This window comes from Roseixanthobacter liquoris (assembly GCF_043195135.2).
Lineage (GTDB): Bacteria > Pseudomonadota > Alphaproteobacteria > Rhizobiales > Xanthobacteraceae > NCEH01.
Genome location: NZ_JBAFWP020000002.1, coordinates 55,368 through 73,541 on the forward strand (window position 1 = coordinate 55,368; position 18,174 = coordinate 73,541).

The window sequence follows — 18,174 nt, forward strand, 5'->3', positions numbered from 1 at the left end:
CCCTGGATGCTGTCCCAAAAACCGGACCAGAACGGCTCTCGACCCGACGTACCGGGAACAGCGGCCTTCGCGAAGTTCATGCGGGTGCTCCAAGCGGTGGCTGACCGGCCGGGCGAAATGACGGTCGGTCGCCTCTGCCAGATCACGGAGTTGCCACGACCGACGGTGCACCGTATCGCGGCCGCACTCGTGACGGAGGGCATGTTGTCCGAAGGGGACGACGGCCGTCTGTGCCTCGGTCCGCGCCTGCTCACGCTGGCCTTTCAGTCCTGGGACGGGTCGCTTTTGCGCCAGGCCGCGCAGGAGCACCTCGTGCGTCTCCGGGACAGCCTCGACGAGACCGTGCACCTAGCGGTGCACGACCGAGGAGAGATGGTCTACATCGACAAGCTGGAGAGCCGACGCACCGTCCGAATGGCCTCTCGCATCGGCACTCGCGTGTCACTGCATTCGACCTCGGTCGGCAAGGCGTGGCTGGCCACCCTCCCGGACGAGGAGGTTGGTCTGCTTTTGGATCGCGCCGCGCTGATCGCGCGGACCCCTCACAGCATCATCGCTGTAGACCGTTTGCGGGACGATATCGGGGCAACCCGGGCGCGCGGCTACTCACTCGACCTGCAGGAAAACGAACTCGATATCTGCTGCTATGGCATGTCCCTTCACGGACGAGGCGGCCAGGCGCTCGGCTGCATCAGCGTGAGCCTGCCACGCTATCGGTTCGAAACCATGCCGGAAGCCACGACACTCGAAGCGATGCAGGCGTGCCTGGACGGGATCGGGCGAGCCGTAGGGGGTCGATCGTAAGGGCCGCGAGGTTGCACTGGAATGCAGTTCGAGCGCCAGCGCGGGCCGGCCCCGCAACAGTGCTGAACGCCAAAATAAGCTGGAAGGAGTGTCATGGATCTGAACTTGTCGGGCAGGAACGCCGTCGTATGTGCGTCGAGCCAGGGGCTAGGACGCGCCTGCGCCGTTGAGCTGGCCCGGGCAGGGTGCCGGGTTGTGATCAACGGACGTGATCGCACATCTCTGGAAGCTGCCGCCGCCGAGATGCGAGCCCAAACAGGCGCCGAGATCATCCCAGTCGCGGCCGATCTTGACACCGCTGAGGGGCAGCGGGCGCTCATCCAAGCCGTTCCGCAGGTGGACATCCTCATCAACAACAACGGGGGGCCGCCCTTTCGCGACTTCCATGACGTCGATCAGGCGGCGATGTTGGCTGGGCTGACCGCCAACATGGTGACGCCGATCGCCCTGTTTCAGTGCGTGATCGACGGGATGGTCGAGCGTCGTTTCGGGCGCATCGTCAACATCACATCGAGTTCGGTGAAGATGCCTCTGCCTGGGCTGGACCTGTCTAGTGGGGCACGAGCCGGTCTCACTGGCTTCCTCGCCGGCGTGGCACGCTCAGTGGCGCACGCCAACGTCACCATCAACTTCCTTCTGCCCGGCGCCTTTGACACGCGGCGGCTCAAGGCCGGACAAGAAGCCGCTGCCCGTCAGCAGGGGCTGGACGTCAGCGTCGTGCGCGATCAGCGGCGTGAGGCAATCCCAGCAAAACGGTTCGGTGAACCGTCCGAGTTCGGGGCCGCTTGTGCATTCCTATGCTCGACGCAAGCCGGCTACATCACGGGACAGAGCTTGCTCATAGACGGCGGAGCATATCCGGGAATCCTCTGAGCGTGGCGAGAGCCCGGCGGCAGGCTGCCCTGCTTCAGGCGTGCCCATCCCGGGGGGGGGCGCGCGTGCTTGCCGCTCTGGCCTCCTGCACGGCGATGCCGCGCGGCCGCCCCGGGCTTCACGCCTGGGACGAGCCGACGCGCTCCGCCCTGGAACGTGGTCGGGGGTGTAGACGCGGAGCGCCCGGTCGGATCGTTGACGCGGCGGTTTCCAGAATCGCCCCGATGATAAGCGACAAATAAGGGATGCGCGTTCCATTCGGCGAAATGCGTTCGTCGGCGAGTGGTAAGGTAGGGCCATGCTCGACAGCAAACCTGAACCTGCCCGAGCCCCGGCCCACTCACGGCAGACTCGATCCGTGCTACTGGGCGCGGATGCGCTATGAGCGATGTTGCACTGACGTCCGCGTGCCACCGTCGTGAGATGTTGACGCTCAATCCATAGTGTCCACTTCGGAGCAGGTTCGCATCCTCGCGGGATGTCCATGGGCCCGAGGCCGAATGGCCGCTTCCGGGCCGGCAGCCAACTTCGGCTCACCACCCAAAGCGGCTGTAGGCCTCGGGTACCAAGGGTCTAACTCTCACCACTAGCTCCACTTCGGCTCCTGCGCCCTGCGTGCCTGGCAGCGGAGCGAACTCGTCCCTCATCAATGGCGAGGGAGCCGGGCTCGTGTCATAAGATCGTCTATGAGGAACTCGCCCATGCGCGGGATATCAGGCGGCCGCCCGCCCGCCGCTCTCCGCCATAACGCCGTCGTACGCGGCGCCGGCCGGGCAATGGTCTTCGCCCACGGCTTCGGTTGCGACCAGAACATGTGGCGGTTCGTGGCTCCCGCCTTCGAGCACGATCATCGCGTCGTTCTCTTCGACCACGTCGGCGCGGGCGGGTCCGACCTCTCCGCGTATGATCCGGCCAAGTACGACAGCCTTGAAGGGTATGCGGACGACGTTGTCGAACTCTGCCGGGCCCTCGACGTAAAGGGGGGCGTGTACGTCGGCCATTCCGTCAGCGCGATGGTCGGGGTCCTCGCGTCCAAGAAGGCGCCGGATCTCTTCGATGAGTTGATCCTGATCGGCCCGTCCCCGCGCTACGTCGACGAAGGCGACTACGTGGGCGGCTTCAGCGAGGGCCAGATCGCGGAGTTGCTGGAGTTCCTCGACAGCAATCACATGGGCTGGTCCCAAGCCATGGCGCCCGTCATCGTGGGCAACCCCGACCGGCCGGAACTCGGCGAGGAACTCACCAATAGCTTCTGCCGCACGGACCCGGAGATCGCGAAGCGGTTCGCCCGGACCACGTTCCTCGCCGACAACCGCGCAGACCTCGCGGACGTGACCGCGCGCTGCCTCGTCCTGCAATGCGCCGAAGACGTGATCGCCCCGCAAGCGGTCGGCGAGTACGTGCACGCCCGGCTTCCGCACAGCGAACTGGTCCAGATGAAGGCGACCGGGCACTGCCCCAACCTGAGTGCGCCCGAGGAGACCGTCTCCGAAATGCAGGCCTTCCTCGGGCGGGAGCGGCGGGCGACCTGAGACGTGAGCCAGCCCGTCGACGACTTCGAGGACCTCTTCGATCACGCGCCCTGCGGCTACCTCTCCGCCGACGCCGGCGGGCGCATCACGAGGGCCAACGCGACCTTCGTGGCCTGGACGGGCCACCCGGTGGCCCGGCTCGTCGGGCGCAAGTTCCCCGAAATCCTGAATATCGCGGGCCGCATCTACTTCGAGACGCATTTCGCCCCGTTGCTGCGCATGCAGGGCTTCTTCAACGAAGTCGCTCTTGAGGTCGTGAAAGCCGATGGTTCTACACTCCCGGTGCTCGTCAACGCCGTAGAGCGACGCGACGAAACGGGCGCGGTGTCGTTCGTTCGCATCACCGTCTTCAACGCCACCGACCGGCGTCGCTACGAACGCGAGATGTTGGAAGCCCGCCGGGTGGCAGAATCGGCCACCGCTCAACTTGGTGAGTTGAACGCGACACTAGAGGCCCGAGTGGAGGAGCGTACCCGCGAGCGCGACCGGGCGTGGCGCCTGTCGCAGGATCTCCTCGTCGTCGCCGGCACGGACGGTAGGCTCGGCGCCGTGAACACCGCCTGGACGATGCTGCTGGGCTGGCCCGAGAAGGAGCTCGTGGGCTCTACCTTCATGGAGTTCACTCACCCCGACGATTTGACCGCAACGCTGGAGGCGTTCGCCGGCATCGTCGAGGCGCCCCTCGCGGTCCCGTACGAGTACCGGCTCCGGCACGCGGACGGCAGTTATCGGTGGTTCGCCTGGACGGCCGCCTTCGAGGACGGGTGCGTCTACGCGAACGGACGGCACGTAACTGCTGAGCGGGAGCAGCGCGATTCGCTGGCCCGGGCCGAGGAGGCGCTCCGCCAAGCGCAGAAAATGGAGGCAATCGGCCAACTGACGGGCGGCATCGCTCACGACTTCAACAACCTGCTCGCCGGCATCAGCGGATCGCTCGAACTCATGCAGAACCGCATGGGCCAGGGGCGCTTCGGCGACCTCGACCGCTACATGAGCGTGGCGCAGGGCGCTGCCAAGCGCGCTGCCGCCCTCACCCACCGCTTGCTGGCCTTCTCCCGCCGCCAGACGCTCGATCCGAAGCCGACCAACGTGAACCGGCTGATCGCCGGCGTAGAGGAGTTGATCCGGCGCACCATCGGACCACAGGTCACCCTCGACGTAGTCGGCGCCGCGGGTGCGTGGCCGGCGCTGATCGACCCGGGGCAGTTGGAGAACGCGCTTCTCAACCTGTGCATCAATGCGCGTGATGCCATGCCTGAGGGCGGGCGCATCACGGTCGAGACCGCGAACAAGTGGCTCGACGAGGCCGGCGCGCGGCGGCACGACATGCCCCCGGGCCAGTACCTCAGCGTTAGCGTTACTGACACCGGGACCGGCATGCCCCCGGAGATCATCGCCAAGGTCTTCGAGCCCTTCTTCACGACCAAGCCGGTCGGCGAAGGTACGGGGCTGGGGCTTTCCATGGTCTACGGCTTCGCGCGTCAGTCGGGCGGGCAGGTGCGCATCTACTCGGAGGTGGGTCAGGGGACGACAGTGTGCCTCTACCTTCCCCGGCACCACGGACCATCCGACGAGGACGACATCTCCGGACAGCTAGCCACGGTCGGTCGGGCGGCGTCGGGCGAGACCGTGCTAATCGTCGACGACGAGCCGTCCGTCAGGATGCTGGTGACGGAGGTGCTTGAGGATCTAGGTTACACGGCCGTGGAGGCGGCAGACAGCGTAGCCGGCCTGAAGGTGCTGAGATCAGACGTGCGCCTCGACCTCTTGATCACGGACGTGGGGCTGCCGGGAGGCATGAACGGCCGTCAGATGGCGGAAGCCGGCCGGGCGGGCCGGCCGGGATTGAAGGTGCTGTTTATCACGGGGTTCGCCGAGAACAGCCTGTTCGGCCATGGCCACCTCGACCCCGGCATGCAGGTGCTCACGAAGCCGTTCGCCATAGAAGTGCTCGCGTCCCGCGTCAGGGATCTCATGCCGCCGCCAGCGGCGTCCAGGATCTAGGCTCCCAAGCTGTCGGGTAGCCGGCGACATGGCATTCATCACGTCATTCCGGCTGTCCGGCATGGACGAGGCTTTCGCGCGCGGCGCTGGCGACCAACCGCTTGGGAGCCACCGCGCGCCATCGCCGCTCCACGAACGGTCGCAACATCTCCGGCTGAAGTGCATCTAGTCGGGCGAGCACGATGGCGGAACGTGCGGATTCCGTCGTGGTCGCAGGGTAGCGCTACCCGCTACGCGCTACTTCCGGAGTCGAGAATCCTGCCTCCACGCACGCTACGGAGCGAGATCGACAATCCGCCAGGAGGTTGCCAGCCTTGCCGGCTCGTCGATGATGAGGTCAGAAAAGCTCAACATGGCGAGGCCGCTATCCGGTCATCTTTCCTGCAGGGCCAATCGGATGCCGAGCCCCAGATAGATCACGCCGATCACGCGACCTTGCCAACGACCGATGCCGCGATGACGTGCGAGCCAGCCAGCGACATGCCCGGCGGCGAGCGCGATCAGGGCTGTGTAGACGGCACTCATGGCTACGAAGACAAGGCCGAGTGTAGCCAGCTGTCCCACAACTGAGCCCTGCTCGGGGTGCACGAACTGCGGCAGGAACGCGAGAAAGAAGAGCGCCGTTTTCGGGTTCAGCACCTCGGCCAGCACCGCCTGCCGAAACGCGAGCGGCGCATCTACCAGCCGGGCAGAGCTTAGGTGAAAGTCCTCACCATGTTCCAGCAACGCGCGGATACCGAGATAGATGAGGTAGGCGGCGCCCGCATATTTCACCACGCTGAAGGCCAGCGCCGAGGTCATCAGGACCGCGGAGAGGCCAAGCGTGGCCATCACCGTGTGCAGCAAGTCACCGGCTGCAATCCCGAAGCCGGTGGCGATACCAACGCGCCGTCCTCCGACTGACGCGCGAGCGAGCACGAGAAGTACGGCTGGCCCTGGAATGAGGAAAAGACCGAGAACCACGGCGACGTAGGTCAGAAGCGTATCGACATGTGGCATCGTGGTTCCCCACCGGCTTCGGTAGATCGCCAAGCCAGAACGGAGATCAAATTGCAAGCCCGTCAGCGGTCGGTTCGTAGCTCCGCTTCCACCGATGTTGTGTGACCACGATCAGGTCGAGCCAGGGCGCGACCGGCCTCTCACCGGCGTGATCAAGCAGGTGAATTGCTGGGTGGACGCGCCCCCGGCGCAGGGAACACGACAGGAATGCCTGCCCTGTGCTAGCCCGCATTTCTCACCAGTGTGAGGCTGCGCAGGTTGGATAGGGTTTAGCGTGGCGCGCCTGGCGAGGGCGCGCGTTTGTGCGACCGCTCGTTGCGGAGTGCCGGCTCGACGATGATCGTGTTGGTTGAAGGGGCGGGGTGGATGCGGCCGTCAGGCGGTGGCGTTTCGTAATCGCGCATGGACCAGCGCCCATTCGGGCTGGTTTGGGCAGCCGGACGCCATGGCGAACCTGATGCGCCGCACCGAGACCGTGACGAGGGCGCCGATCTTGAGAAGCTTGAGGCGGATGGTGCCGCAGGTCGCCTGGGCGAACTGGGTGTGGGCAAGGCCGATGCGGCGCAGGGCGCAGAGCAGCACGTAGGCCATCGAGGCGAACCAGAGCCGCAACTGGTTGGCGCGCATGGTGGCGGCCGATGTGCGGTCGGCGAAGAGGTCGCCCTGCGCCTCCTTGAGGCGGTTCTCCATGTCGCCTCTGGCGCAATAGACCTCTTCGTAGAGGTGGCGAGCCGCGACCTCGGCCGGCTTCAACGAGGTCACGATGAAGCGCGGATTGGCCTCGCCGCCGGTCCACTCGGCCTTGGCGATCACGCGCCGCCGGCGCGACCACGAATCGAGCGTCGACCAGTTGAAGTCCCTGAAGCGCCGGGCCGGCTTGCCGGTTCGCCGGGCCTCCTCCTCGGCCTGGATCAGGGCGACCGCGATCTCGGCAACGAGCCGCTCGTTGCGCGCCAGGCCGAACACGAAGTCGACCCGGTTTCCTTCGCACCAGGCCATCAGGGCGTCGCGGGCGAAGCCGGAATCGGCCCGCAGCAGGATGCGCACCCGCGGCCAGCGCGCCCGGATCTGGCCGACGATCCGCTCGACCTCCTCGATCGCACCGGCCGAAGCGTCGATGTTGGAGCGCCTCAGCTTGGCGGCCAGCAGATGCCGCCCGCAGAAGATGTACAGCGGCAGGTAGCAATAGCCGTCGTAGTAGCCGTGGAAGAAGCGGCCCTCCTGCTGGCCGTGGATGGGGTCGTCCGTTGCGTCGAGATCGAGCACGATCTGTTTGGGCGCCGTGCGATGCGCCTCCAGGAACAAGCTCACGAACAGGTGCTCGACCGCCGCGCCGTCGCAGCCGACCCGGTGATACCGCGTCGGCTCCGGCCCCGAGAGCTCGAGCCGGTTCAGCGTCGACTTGCCGGCGAGCGGCGCGCAATCCGAGCGTCGCGCCGCGAGCTTGCCGGCGAGCACCGCCAAAGCAGGGTCATGGCGCAACTCGTCGTGGTCGACGAGGTCCTCGTAGCCGAGCGCGATCCCGAAGACCCGCTGGCCGACCAGTGTCGCCACGCCATGCTCGATGCGGGTGGGAGCGCGTTCGTCCCGGAAGCATTGCGCGAACCGGTCCACCAGCCGGATGACCCGATCCGTCGCGCCCAGCAGCAGCGCGCCCGCATCCGACGTGATCTTGCCGCCATCGAACCCGGCCACCACCGACCGCCCCGCCACAGGTGCAAAGCCGAACCGATCCGGGCTACACTGTGTCGGCATCGGGGAGCTCCTCTGGCTCAGCATAAGTCGTTGCAGCACAACAACTTTGCCTCACTCAGAGCCCCGATGCACCTGCCCGTAGTGAGAAATGCGGGTTAGGTGATTGGGTGGCAAAACGCGTCTAGGCGATCAGTTGGTCGACCACATTCCGTTCGATCCCGTCGATACTGCAAAGATAAACGTGCGGCGGCACCGCTGTCTCAAGGAGCAACATGGTTCTCGATCCGGCTGCGGTCTACGACGCTCTGGTCACGCAAGATCGCCTTCGTCTTCCAGAGCTACCCCGAACGCACGGTATTTACGCCCTCTACGATCATGCTGGAGACATGCGCTACATCGGCATCACACCTGTCGACCCGCACGGTTTCCATGGTCGGATCAACAATCGACACGTCACAGGCTCAGAGGGCCGCAGCCACAAGTTCTCTCATGCCTACAACACGGGTCGCATGTGGCGGAACAAGAGGGACAACGGTGCGGATGCCAAAGTTGCAAAGGATCTGAGAAGCCACTTCGCCCGCCGCTATTGCCGCGCGACAATCGTTCCTGTCGAGCGAGAGCTTCACGCCTTGCTGCCAACGTTCGAGAAGGCCGTCCAGGCCAAGGCGCCGGCAGGACAACTGCTTTGGCTCAACAAGCGAGGCTTTGATCCCTACGACGAGCCAGTGGCACTCGTGGACAGCTTGCTCTCAGAGCTCGCGTTCACCTCCGAACAGCATGCTGCCCTTGGCAGGCAGCAGGCCCGCTGGTCCGCGTCGTAGCACCTGGCCAACGGCGCTGTGCCTCGATGGGTATTCTGTCGCTCGGTCACTGCGCTCAACCCGCTGCATCAGCCCTTCTGGCGCGCCCCCCCGCCACGACCGCCGCGAGCGCCAGCTTTAGGTTGGGAGGGTAACGCTGGTCACGGGCAAGGACGGCCACCCAGTCCGCCGCGTCAAGGTCGCCATCAGCCACATCGTCGAGGGCGCCCGCATCATCGTAGAGCGAGCTCCCGTCATTCGGTGACCGAGCATCGAACCAAGCGGCCAAGCGCCGTGCAGCGAGTCATGGCGCCCTGGCCGCATCAGCTAATTTGCGAGCGCAGTTCACGCCGGTGCGAGCTCCGGCACGCTGTCCGTCCGAGGTCCGGTCGCCACAATCTGCAGCGAGCCGTCCGCGAGCGGTCGCTGCAGCGAAGCCGCCTCAGACCAAGGTGCTCGAAGCCACGCCTCGCGCTCCTGGTCGGTCGTCAGGATCACCGGCATAGCCTTCGGATGGACGGCCCGGACCTCCCGGTTCGGGTCGGTCGTTAGGAATGCATATAGGTCCGCAGTCTCCTGACCCGCCTTGATCTTCCGCACGCCAGTCCACTGCGGCAGCCAGATCCCGGCGAAGCAGGTCAGCGGCCGGCTCTCATCGAAGGCGAACCAGACGTTCCCGCCCGCGCCTTTGTTGAACTCGCTGAAGCTGTTGAGCGGCACGAGGCAGCGATGAGCCGGTTCGAGCCAAGGCTTCCAGTGCCGGCTCGACGTGTTGCGAACGTTCGTCGTCCCGCCATCCGGCTCCATGCGCAGGAGCTCGTCGAAATCGACGTCCTTGCCCTTGGCCCGCAGCTTGTCGGCCCTCGCCTTCGCAGCCTCGAACAGTGCTTGCTTGCTGCTCGGCATGCCCCAGCGCGCCATGCCGAGCGCGCGTGTCCCGTTCTCGCCCGTGCGTACGATAGGCGCGGCGTAATCCGGGTAGATGCCCGGCATCGGTGGCAGATTGCCAGTCAGATCGGTGTCGACCCGGAAGAGGCGCCGGATCGCTTCCTGGTTCGTCGTTGCGCTGTAGAGATTGCACATCGCGGGTCAGCGACGAGACCGCGCAGCGCCAATGATGGCGGCGACGGCAAGCAGGATGCCGATCACCATCGCGCCGATCGCCGCGATGAAGGGGACATCGGTCCGAGTGCGCAACGTCAGCTTGCCGGCCTGGAGTTCGGTCGCCGCACCGGACTTTGGGAGTTCGGCAGGATTGAAATCGTTGGTCATGCTTGGACCATATTGCCTTCGGACTGTCACTGCGAGGCTGCCGCTAGCCAGAACTCGTCAGTTGGCTGAGGATAATGTCCTCTGCCAACTATCTGCAATGCTCGCCCTAGCCCCTGTAAAGTATGCGTCAGCCGATCCCGGCCTTGAGTTGATGGTGGTGGTTCGCCGAAGTGGCTGTCATGACGGACAGCACGACGACGGCATCACTCGCTAACCCCTCTTACGACGGTAGTATGAGCGGCTCCGGTGCCCGCGCGGGCCGCGGCGTCGAGGTTCGTGTGCGGGAGGTCCGGCGCCGGAACTGGTCGACGGAGGAGCGGCTGCGGATTGTCCGGGAGACGCTGGAGCCCGGCGTGATCGTCCAGGCGGTGGCGGACCGGCACGGCGTCAGCACCGGCCAGCTCTACACCTGGCGCAAGCAGATGCTGGCCACGGCGATGGCGGGCTTTGTGCCGGTGGAGGTGGTCCCGGAGGCGCCGCAGCTCCCGCCGCCCGGCCCGGTCATGTCGCCTGACAGCTGCGTGCCGTCTGGCATGATCGAGATCACGCTGCCCTCCGGCGCCAGCATTCGCATCACCGGATGCGCCGACGCCGCGACGCTGCGCGTCGTGCTGGCCGGGATGGGTGGGCGCTGATGCTGGGCCCGCCGCCGGGTACGCGAGTGTTCCTTGCCTGCGGCACGACGGATATGCGCAAGGGCTTTGACGGTCTGGCCGCGCAGGTGCAGACGGTGCTGGCGCAGGATCCCTACGGCGGCGCGATGTTCTGCTTTCGCGGCCGCCGCGGCGACCTGCTCAAGATTCTGGTCTGGGACGGACAGGGCCTGATCCTCATCGCCAAGAGGCTGGAGAAGGGCAGGTTCGTCTGGCCGCAGACGCAGGCTGGCGTCGTCTCGCTGACCGCGGCGCAGCTCTCGATGCTGTTCGAGGGGATCGACTGGCGCATGCCCGCCTGGACTGCGCGGCCGCAGGCCACGGTGTAGCCAATCCGCCATTGCAGCGGCCATCGCGTTGCGTAGAATCATGATGTGCACGCTGCGTCGTTCGACACGCCTGACGCCGAGATCGCAGCGCTCCGCGCGCTGCTGGCGGAACGCGACGCGGTGCTGGCCGAGCGCGATGCCGAGTTGCGCAACGCGACCTTCGAGATCGAGAAGCTAAAGGTCCAACTCGCCACGCTGCGGCGGGACCGCTACGGCAAGTCGTCGGAGAAGCTGGCCATCGAGATTGAGAACGGCGGTGCGAAATTCGTCCACGGTAGCGGCGGCATGATGCGGCTGCGGGCGGCTTAAAAGTCGTCCAGTTTTCCCTTTCTGCGGCAGCAGGGAGGGCGTGGGGATTTACAGCGTGGAGCTATATCTGAGAGTTCGTCAGGCTTGTGCGGAGGGCATGAGCCAGCGGGAAGCGGCACGGGTGTTTAATGTGTCGCGGGACACGGTTCGGAAGATGATGTCGTTTTCGGTTCCGCCCGGCTACCGTCGAACGGTCGAAGTCCGCCGCCCGAAGCTCGATCCGTTTATCCCGATCATCGAGGGGTGGTTGGAGGCTGACCGGATCATGCCACGCAAGCAGCGGCATACGGCGAAGCGGGTGTTCGACCGGCTTCGCGATGAGTGTGGCTTCACCGGCGGCTATACGATCATCAAGGATTACATCCGGGAACGTGAGCGACGTGGCCAGGAGGTGTTCGTGCCGCTGTCGCATCCGCCGGGCCACGCTCAGGCCGACTTCGGCGAAGCCCTGGTCCGGATCGGCGGGGTCGAGCAGAAGGCACACTTCTTCGTGCTGGACCTCCCGCACAGCGATGGCTGTTACGTCCGGGGTTATCCTGCAGCGGTGGCCGAGGCCTGGGTGGATGGCCATATCCATGCCTTCGCGTTCTTCGGTGCGGTTCCCCAGTCTGTGCTCTACGACAACGACCGGTGCCTGGTGGCGAAGATCCTGCCGGATGGAACCAGAAAGCGTGCCTCGCTGTTCAGCGGGTTCCTGTCGCACTACCTGATCCGGGATCGCTATGGCCGGCCGGGCAAGGGCAACGACAAGGGGAATGTCGAAGGCCTGGTGGGCTACTCTCGGCGCAACTTCATGGTGCCGCTACCGGAGTTCGCCACTTGGGACGCGTTCAATCTGTGGCTGGAGGAGCAGTGCCGCAAGCGTCAGCGCGCAGTCCTGCGCGGCGAAAGCGAGACGATCGGTGAGAGATTGCAGCGTGACCTTGCTGCGATGCGCGCCCTCCCGGCGGCGCCGTTCGATGCCTGCGATCAGGACAACGGCCGGGTCTCGTCGCAATCTCTGGTGCGCTACAAGACCAACGACTACTCGGTGCCGGTTGCATACGGCCACCAGGATGTCTGGATCCGGGGCTATATCCATGAGGTGGTGATTGGCTGCCGGGGCGAGGTGATCGCCCGCCATCCCCGATGCTGGGATCGCGACGAACTGGTCTTCAACCCGATCCATTACCTCCCGCTGATCGAGCAGAAGATCAATGCGTTGGATCAAGCCGCCCCGTTACAGGGCTGGGACCTGCCGGAGGAGTTCGCCACCTTGCGCCGCCTGATGGAGGTGCGGATGAACCGACAGGGTCGGCGCGAATATGTTCAGGTCCTGCGGCTGTTGGAGGCCTTCGATCTGGCGGACGTGCGGGCGGCAGTGCTCCAGGCTCTTCGGATGGGGGCGCTCAGCTTCGATGCGGTGAAGCATCTTCTCCTGTGCCGGGTGGAGCGTCGTCCGCCGCGACTGGACCTCGACTGCTATCCCTACCTGCCGAAGGCGATGGTCGAGAAGACCAAGGCCGGGTCTTACATGCGGCTGCTGTCGGATGATGCGGCATGAGTGATGCCCCGGAAATCCTGCTCGCCCATCACCTCAAAGCGCTGAAGCTGCCGACCTTCCTGCGCGAACATCAAAAGCTGGCCCGCCAATGCGCGGCGGAAGGGCTGGACCATGTCCGATACCTGGCACGGCTTGTCGAACTCGAACTGATCGACCGGGAAAGGCGAATGGTCGAGCGGCGCATCAAGGCCGCGAAGTTCCCGGCCGTCAAAAGCCTGGACAGCTTCGACTTTGCGGCCATTCCGAAGCTGAACAAGATGCAGGTGCTGGAACTGGCCCGGTGCGAATGGATCGAACGGCGCGAGAATGTCATTGCCCTCGGCCCGTCCGGCACCGGCAAGACCCATGTCGCCCTCGGCATCGGGCGGGCCGCTTGTCAGAAGGGCCTCTCGGTTGGCTTCACCACCGCCGCAGCGCTGGTCAGCGAGATGATGGAGGCCCGCGATGAGCGCCGCCTGCTGCGCTTCCAGAAGCAGATGGCCGGTTACAAGCTTCTCATCATCGACGAGCTCGGCTTCGTGCCCCTGTCGAAAACGGGTGCCGAGTTGCTGTTCGAACTGATCTCGCAGCGCTATGAGCGCGGATCGACCCTCATCACAAGCAATCTGCCCTTCGATGAATGGACCGAGACATTCGGCTCGGAGCGCCTGACCGGCGCACTGCTCGACCGATTGACCCACCACGTCAGCATCCTCGAGATGAACGGCGAAAGTTACCGCCTCGCCAACAGCACTGCCCGCAAGCGGCGCTGATCAAGATCCAGGCATCTTACAACTACTGGCCCTGACGGGCCAGCGCGCCATGGCACGCGCCAGCTATGTGGGAAGCGCGCGCGCCATGGCGCACATCCTCACCAACTGGCCTGGTTTTGCTCCGCCGCCGTGGTCGACTTTTGCGCCGCCGTTGACACGCATTGATGCACAGGTTGAGAAGCGCGTTCTCCAACTGCCCCGGGTCGATCAGCGCCGGCCACGCACCCGCGGCGCCGACTACGTCGAGGGTGACCTGTGGTCCGATGGTGCGCCGGATCAACTCCTCTACGCCGGCGATCAGCCGGTTCACGTTGGTCGGCTTCGGATCGAGCGTCTGGCGGCGGGAGAAGGCCAGCAAGCGGTGGGTGAGGGCGGCAGCGCGCTTGGCAGCGCCCTGCGCCACGCTCATGTAGCGGTCGAGGTCGCCGAAGCGCCCCTGGCCCATGCGGTTCTGCATGAGTTCGAGCGATCCGCTGATGCCGGCGAGCAGGTTGTTGAAGTCGTGAGCGATGCCGCCCGTCAGTTGGCCGATTGCCTCCATTTTCTGCGCTTGGCGGAGCGCCTCCTCGGCCCGGGCCAGCGAATCGCGCTGCTCCCGCTCAGCAGTTACGTGCCGTCCGTTCGCGTAGACGCACCCGTCCTCGAAGGCGGCCGTCCAGGCGAACCACCGATAACTGCCGTCCGCGTGCCGGAGCCGGTACTCGTACGGGACCGCGAGGGGCGCCTCGACGATGCCGGCGAACGCCTCCAGCGTTGCGGTCAAATCGTCGGGGTGAGTGAACTCCATGAAGGTAGAGCCCACGAGCTCCTTCTCGGGCCAGCCCAGCAGCATCGTCCAGGCGGTGTTCACGGCGCCGAGCCTACCGTCCGTGCCGGCGACGACGAGGAGATCCTGCGACAGGCGCCACGCCCGGTCGCGCTCGCGGGTACGCTCCTCCACTCGGGCCTCTAGTGTCGCGTTCAACTCACCAAGTTGAGCGGTGGCCGATTCTGCCACCCGGCGGGCTTCCAACATCTCGCGTTCGTAGCGACGCCGGTCGGTGGCGTTGAAGACGGTGATGCGAACGAACGACACCGCGCCCGTTTCGTCGCGTCGCTCTACGGCGTTGACGAGCACCGGGAGTGTAGAACCATCGGCTTTCACGACCTCAAGAGCGACTTCGTTGAAGAAGCCCTGCATGCGCAGCAACGGGGCGAAATGCGTCTCGAAGTAGATGCGGCCCGCGATATTCAGGATTTCGGGGAACTTGCGCCCGACGAGCCGGGCCACCGGGTGGCCCGTCCAGGCCACGAAGGTCGCGTTGGCCCTCGTGATGCGCCCGCCGGCGTCGGCGGAGAGGTAGCCGCAGGGCGCGTGATCGAAGAGGTCCTCGAAGTCGTCGACGGGCTGGCTCACGTCTCAGGTCGCCCGCCGCTCCCGCCCGAGGAAGGCCTGCATTTCGGAGACGGTCTCCTCGGGCGCACTCAGGTTGGGGCAGTGCCCGGTCGCCTTCATCTGGACCAGTTCGCTGTGCGGAAGCCGGGCGTGCACGTACTCGCCGACCGCTTGCGGGGCGATCACGTCTTCGGCGCATTGCAGGACGAGGCAGCGCGCGGTCACGTCCGCGAGGTCTGCGCGGTTGTCGGCGAGGAACGTGGTCCGGGCGAACCGCTTCGCGATCTCCGGGTCCGTGCGGCAGAAGCTATTGGTGAGTTCCTCGCCGAGTTCCGGCCGGTCGGGGTTGCCCACGATGACGGGCGCCATGGCTTGGGACCAGCCCATGTGATTGCTGTCGAGGAACTCCAGCAACTCCGCGATCTGGCCCTCGCTGAAGCCGCCCACGTAGTCGCCTTCGTCGACGTAGCGCGGGGACGGGCCGATCAGGATCAACTCATCGAAGAGATCCGGCGCCTTCTTGGACGCGAGGACCCCGACCATCGCGCTGACGGAATGGCCGACGTACACGCCCCCCTTTACGTCGAGGGCCCGGCAGAGTTCGACAACGTCGTCCGCATACCCTTCAAGGCTGTCGTACTTGGCCGGATCATACGCGGAGAGGTCGGACCCGCCCGCGCCGACGTGGTCGAAGAGAACGACGCGATGATCGTGCTCGAAGGCGGGAGCCACGAACCGCCACATGTTCTGGTCGCAACCGAAGCCGTGGGCGAAGACCATTGCCCGGCCGGCGCCGCGTACGACGGCGTTATGGCGGAGAGCGGCGGGCGGGCGGCCGCCTGATATCCCGCGCATGGGCGAGTTCCTCATAGACGATCTTATGACACGAGCCCGGCTCCCTCGCCATTGATGAGGGACGAGTTCGCTCCGCTGCCAGGCACGCAGGGCGCAGGAGCCGAAGTGGAGCTAGTGGTGAGAGTTAGACCCTTGGTACCCGAGGCCTACAGCCGCTTTGGGTGGTGAGCCGAAGTTGGCTGCCGGCCCGGAAGCGGCCATTCGGCCTCGGGCCCATGGACATCCCGCGAGGATGCGAACCTGCTCCGAAGTGGACACTATGGATTGAGCGTCAACATCTCACGACGGTGGCACGCGGACGTCAGTGCAACATCGCTCATAGCGCATCCGCGCCCAGTAGCACGGATCGAGTCTGCCGTGAGTGGGCCGGGGCTCGGGCAGGTTCAGGTTTGCTGTCGAGCATGGCCCTACCTTACCACTCGCCGACGAACGCATTTCGCCGAATGGAACGCGCATCCCTTATTTGTCGCTTATCATCGGGGCGATTCTGGAAACCGCCGCGTCAACGATCCGACCGGGCGCTCCGCGTCTACACCCCCGACCACGTTCCAGGGCGGAGCGCGTCGGCTCGTCCCAGGCGTGAAGCCCGGGGCGGCCGCGCGGCATCGCCGTGCAGGAGGCCAGAGCGGCAAGCACGCGCGCCCCCCCCCGGGATGGGCACGCCTGAAGCAGGGCAGCCTGCCGCCGGGCTCTCGCCACGCTCAGAGGATTCCCGGATATGCTCCGCCGTCTATGAGCAAGCTCTGTCCCGTGATGTAGCCGGCTTGCGTCGAGCATAGGAATGCACAAGCGGCCCCGAACTCGGACGGTTCACCGAACCGTTTTGCTGGGATTGCCTCACGCCGCTGATCGCGCACGACGCTGACGTCCAGCCCCTGCTGACGGGCAGCGGCTTCTTGTCCGGCCTTGAGCCGCCGCGTGTCAAAGGCGCCGGGCAGAAGGAAGTTGATGGTGACGTTGGCGTGCGCCACTGAGCGTGCCACGCCGGCGAGGAAGCCAGTGAGACCGGCTCGTGCCCCACTAGACAGGTCCAGCCCAGGCAGAGGCATCTTCACCGAACTCGATGTGATGTTGACGATGCGCCCGAAACGACGCTCGACCATCCCGTCGATCACGCACTGAAACAGGGCGATCGGCGTCACCATGTTGGCGGTCAGCCCAGCCAACATCGCCGCCTGATCGACGTCATGGAAGTCGCGAAAGGGCGGCCCCCCGTTGTTGTTGATGAGGATGTCCACCTGCGGAACGGCTTGGATGAGCGCCCGCTGCCCCTCAGCGGTGTCAAGATCGGCCGCGACTGGGATGATCTCGGCGCCTGTTTGGGCTCGCATCTCGGCGGCGGCAGCTTCCAGAGATGTGCGATCACGTCCGTTGATCACAACCCGGCACCCTGCCCGGGCCAGCTCAACGGCGCAGGCGCGTCCTAGCCCCTGGCTCGACGCACATACGACGGCGTTCCTGCCCGACAAGTTCAGATCCATGACACTCCTTCCAGCTTATTTTGGCGTTCAGCACTGTTGCGGGGCCGGCCCGCGCTGGCGCTCGAACTGCATTCCAGTGCAACCTCGCGGCCCTTACGATCGACCCCCTACGGCTCGCCCGATCCCGTCCAGGCACGCCTGCATCGCTTCGAGTGTCGTGGCTTCCGGCATGGTTTCGAACCGATAGCGTGGCAGGCTCACGCTGATGCAGCCGAGCGCCTGGCCGCCTCGTCCGTGAAGGGACATGCCATAGCAGCAGATATCGAGTTCGTTTTCCTGCAGGTCGAGTGAGTAGCCGCGCGCCCGGGTTGCCCCGATATCGTCCCGCAAACGGTCTACAGCGATGATGCTGTGAGGGGTCCGCGCGATCAGCGCGGCGCGATCCAAAAGCAGACCAACCTCCTCGTCCGGGAGGGTGGCCAGCCACGCCTTGCCGACCGAGGTCGAATGCAGTGACACGCGAGTGCCGATGCGAGAGGCCATTCGGACGGTGCGTCGGCTCTCCAGCTTGTCGATGTAGACCATCTCTCCTCGGTCGTGCACCGCTAGGTGCACGGTCTCGTCGAGGCTGTCCCGGAGACGCACGAGGTGCTCCTGCGCGGCCTGGCGCAAAAGCGACCCGTCCCAGGACTGAAAGGCCAGCGTGAGCAGGCGCGGACCGAGGCACAGACGGCCGTCGTCCCCTTCGGACAACATGCCCTCCGTCACGAGTGCGGCCGCGATACGGTGCACCGTCGGTCGTGGCAACTCCGTGATCTGGCAGAGGCGACCGACCGTCATTTCGCCCGGCCGGTCAGCCACCGCTTGGAGCACCCGCATGAACTTCGCGAAGGCCGCTGTTCCCGGTACGTCGGGTCGAGAGCCGTTCTGGTCCGGTTTTTGGGACAGCATCCAGGGC

18 protein-coding genes are annotated in these 18,174 nt (G+C 65.6%); 10 read left to right on the plus strand and 8 right to left on the minus strand.

Going from position 1 to position 18,174, the window contains the following annotated elements; all coding sequences use genetic code 11:
* The first annotated feature begins 6 nt into the window (after window positions 1-6).
* The 4 genes from V5F84_RS22075 to V5F84_RS22090 all read left to right on the plus strand — a co-directional run bounded on the left by V5F84_RS22075 (window position 7) and on the right by V5F84_RS22090 (window position 5,213).
* Entirely contained in the window at window positions 7-804 is a 798-nt protein-coding gene (locus V5F84_RS22075; protein WP_394016385.1) for an IclR family transcriptional regulator, read from the plus strand.
* Window positions 805-897: 93 nt separating this feature from the next.
* Complete coding sequence (locus V5F84_RS22080; RefSeq protein WP_394016384.1) at window positions 898-1,677, plus strand: SDR family oxidoreductase; 780 nt, start codon at window positions 898-900, stop codon at window positions 1,675-1,677.
* Window positions 1,678-2,378: 701 nt separating this feature from the next.
* On the plus strand, window positions 2,379-3,209 hold the full coding sequence (locus V5F84_RS22085) for an alpha/beta fold hydrolase (protein ID WP_394016383.1): 831 nt from the start codon (window positions 2,379-2,381) through the stop codon (window positions 3,207-3,209).
* A 3-nt stretch (window positions 3,210-3,212) separates the two neighbouring features.
* Entirely contained in the window at window positions 3,213-5,213 is a 2,001-nt protein-coding gene (locus V5F84_RS22090; protein ID WP_509274728.1) for an ATP-binding protein, read from the plus strand.
* A 372-nt stretch (window positions 5,214-5,585) separates the two neighbouring features.
* Here V5F84_RS22090 and V5F84_RS22095 read toward each other — a convergent pair whose 3' ends face one another.
* Window positions 5,586-6,212, minus strand: a complete 627-nt coding sequence (locus tag V5F84_RS22095; protein ID WP_394016404.1) for a LysE family translocator — start codon at window positions 6,210-6,212, stop codon at window positions 5,586-5,588.
* A gap of 375 nt (window positions 6,213-6,587) precedes the next feature.
* The gene (locus tag V5F84_RS22100) at window positions 6,588-7,967 is read right to left on the minus strand and encodes an IS1380 family transposase (RefSeq protein ID WP_394016405.1); all 1,380 of its coding nucleotides are present in this window, start codon (window positions 7,965-7,967) and stop codon (window positions 6,588-6,590) included.
* A 212-nt stretch (window positions 7,968-8,179) separates the two neighbouring features.
* Between V5F84_RS22100 and V5F84_RS22105 the strand changes: the two genes are divergently transcribed.
* Window positions 8,180-8,728 carry a hypothetical protein gene (locus V5F84_RS22105; protein ID WP_394016406.1) on the plus strand — a complete coding sequence of 183 codons (549 nt, stop codon included), beginning with the start codon at window positions 8,180-8,182 and terminating at the stop codon, window positions 8,726-8,728.
* Window positions 8,729-9,052: 324 nt separating this feature from the next.
* Here V5F84_RS22105 and V5F84_RS22110 read toward each other — a convergent pair whose 3' ends face one another.
* Both V5F84_RS22110 and V5F84_RS22115 read right to left on the minus strand, forming a co-directional pair.
* On the minus strand, window positions 9,053-9,790 hold the full coding sequence (locus V5F84_RS22110) for an SOS response-associated peptidase (protein ID WP_394016407.1): 738 nt from the start codon (window positions 9,788-9,790) through the stop codon (window positions 9,053-9,055).
* 6 nt (window positions 9,791-9,796) lie between these two features.
* Window positions 9,797-9,979: a hypothetical protein gene (locus V5F84_RS22115; RefSeq protein WP_394016408.1), complete on the minus strand. Its 183-nt coding sequence runs from the start codon at window positions 9,977-9,979 to the stop codon at window positions 9,797-9,799.
* Between the two features lie 233 nt (window positions 9,980-10,212).
* Here V5F84_RS22115 and tnpA point away from each other — a divergent pair, with 233 nt between their 5' ends.
* From tnpA to istB, 5 genes are read left to right on the plus strand one after another with little or no spacing between them, the layout of a single operon-like run.
* On the plus strand, window positions 10,213-10,614 hold the full coding sequence (tnpA, locus tag V5F84_RS22120; RefSeq protein ID WP_394016409.1) for an IS66-like element accessory protein TnpA: 402 nt from the start codon (window positions 10,213-10,215) through the stop codon (window positions 10,612-10,614).
* Window positions 10,614-10,961, plus strand: a complete 348-nt coding sequence (gene tnpB / locus V5F84_RS22125; protein WP_394016410.1) for an IS66 family insertion sequence element accessory protein TnpB — start codon at window positions 10,614-10,616, stop codon at window positions 10,959-10,961. Before tnpA ends, tnpB begins: the two co-directional genes overlap by 1 nt.
* A 45-nt stretch (window positions 10,962-11,006) precedes the next feature.
* Entirely contained in the window at window positions 11,007-11,270 is a 264-nt protein-coding gene (locus tag V5F84_RS22130; RefSeq protein WP_509274732.1) for a hypothetical protein, read from the plus strand.
* A gap of 55 nt (window positions 11,271-11,325) precedes the next feature.
* Window positions 11,326-12,813, plus strand: a complete 1,488-nt coding sequence (gene istA, locus V5F84_RS22135; RefSeq protein ID WP_394046890.1) for an IS21 family transposase — start codon at window positions 11,326-11,328, stop codon at window positions 12,811-12,813.
* Window positions 12,810-13,565, plus strand: a complete 756-nt coding sequence (istB, locus tag V5F84_RS22140) for an IS21-like element ISPve1 family helper ATPase IstB (protein ID WP_394016433.1) — start codon at window positions 12,810-12,812, stop codon at window positions 13,563-13,565. Before istA ends, istB begins: the two co-directional genes overlap by 4 nt.
* A gap of 22 nt (window positions 13,566-13,587) precedes the next feature.
* Here the strand turns inward: istB and V5F84_RS22145 are convergent, their stop codons facing one another.
* The 4 genes from V5F84_RS22145 to V5F84_RS22160 all read right to left on the minus strand — a co-directional run bounded on the left by V5F84_RS22145 (window position 13,588) and on the right by V5F84_RS22160 (window position 18,167).
* The gene (locus V5F84_RS22145; RefSeq protein ID WP_509277232.1) at window positions 13,588-14,961 is read right to left on the minus strand and encodes a PAS domain S-box protein; all 1,374 of its coding nucleotides are present in this window, start codon (window positions 14,959-14,961) and stop codon (window positions 13,588-13,590) included.
* Window positions 14,962-14,964: 3 nt separating this feature from the next.
* The gene (locus tag V5F84_RS22150) at window positions 14,965-15,795 is read right to left on the minus strand and encodes an alpha/beta fold hydrolase (protein WP_394016383.1); all 831 of its coding nucleotides are present in this window, start codon (window positions 15,793-15,795) and stop codon (window positions 14,965-14,967) included.
* 701 nt (window positions 15,796-16,496) lie between these two features.
* The gene (locus tag V5F84_RS22155) at window positions 16,497-17,276 is read right to left on the minus strand and encodes an SDR family oxidoreductase (RefSeq protein ID WP_394016384.1); all 780 of its coding nucleotides are present in this window, start codon (window positions 17,274-17,276) and stop codon (window positions 16,497-16,499) included.
* 93 nt (window positions 17,277-17,369) lie between these two features.
* Window positions 17,370-18,167, minus strand: a complete 798-nt coding sequence (locus tag V5F84_RS22160; protein ID WP_394016385.1) for an IclR family transcriptional regulator — start codon at window positions 18,165-18,167, stop codon at window positions 17,370-17,372.
* Between the last annotated feature and the right edge of the window lie 7 nt (window positions 18,168-18,174).

Excerpts from the sequence above, each read along its gene's own strand:
- V5F84_RS22080 (WP_394016384.1), top strand. The coding sequence starts at position 898 with ATGGATCTGAACTTGTCGGGCAGGAACGCCGTCGTATGTGCGTCGAGC.
- V5F84_RS22085 (WP_394016383.1), top strand. The coding sequence starts at position 2,379 with ATGCGCGGGATATCAGGCGGCCGCCCGCCCGCCGCTCTCCGCCATAAC.
- tnpB (WP_394016410.1), top strand. The coding sequence starts at position 10,614 with ATGCTGGGCCCGCCGCCGGGTACGCGAGTGTTCCTTGCCTGCGGCACG.
- V5F84_RS22110 (WP_394016407.1), bottom strand. The coding sequence starts at position 9,790 with ATGTGCAATCTCTACAGCGCAACGACGAACCAGGAAGCGATCCGGCGC.
- istB (WP_394016433.1), top strand. The coding sequence starts at position 12,810 with ATGAGTGATGCCCCGGAAATCCTGCTCGCCCATCACCTCAAAGCGCTG.
- V5F84_RS22100 (WP_394016405.1), bottom strand. The coding sequence starts at position 7,967 with ATGCCGACACAGTGTAGCCCGGATCGGTTCGGCTTTGCACCTGTGGCG.
- V5F84_RS22155 (WP_394016384.1), bottom strand. The coding sequence starts at position 17,276 with ATGGATCTGAACTTGTCGGGCAGGAACGCCGTCGTATGTGCGTCGAGC.
- V5F84_RS22150 (WP_394016383.1), bottom strand. The coding sequence starts at position 15,795 with ATGCGCGGGATATCAGGCGGCCGCCCGCCCGCCGCTCTCCGCCATAAC.
- tnpA (WP_394016409.1), top strand. The coding sequence starts at position 10,213 with ATGAGCGGCTCCGGTGCCCGCGCGGGCCGCGGCGTCGAGGTTCGTGTG.
- V5F84_RS22115 (WP_394016408.1), bottom strand. The coding sequence starts at position 9,979 with ATGACCAACGATTTCAATCCTGCCGAACTCCCAAAGTCCGGTGCGGCG.
- V5F84_RS22075 (WP_394016385.1), top strand. The coding sequence starts at position 7 with ATGCTGTCCCAAAAACCGGACCAGAACGGCTCTCGACCCGACGTACCG.
- V5F84_RS22105 (WP_394016406.1), top strand. The coding sequence starts at position 8,180 with ATGGTTCTCGATCCGGCTGCGGTCTACGACGCTCTGGTCACGCAAGAT.
- V5F84_RS22095 (WP_394016404.1), bottom strand. The coding sequence starts at position 6,212 with ATGCCACATGTCGATACGCTTCTGACCTACGTCGCCGTGGTTCTCGGT.
- V5F84_RS22160 (WP_394016385.1), bottom strand. The coding sequence starts at position 18,167 with ATGCTGTCCCAAAAACCGGACCAGAACGGCTCTCGACCCGACGTACCG.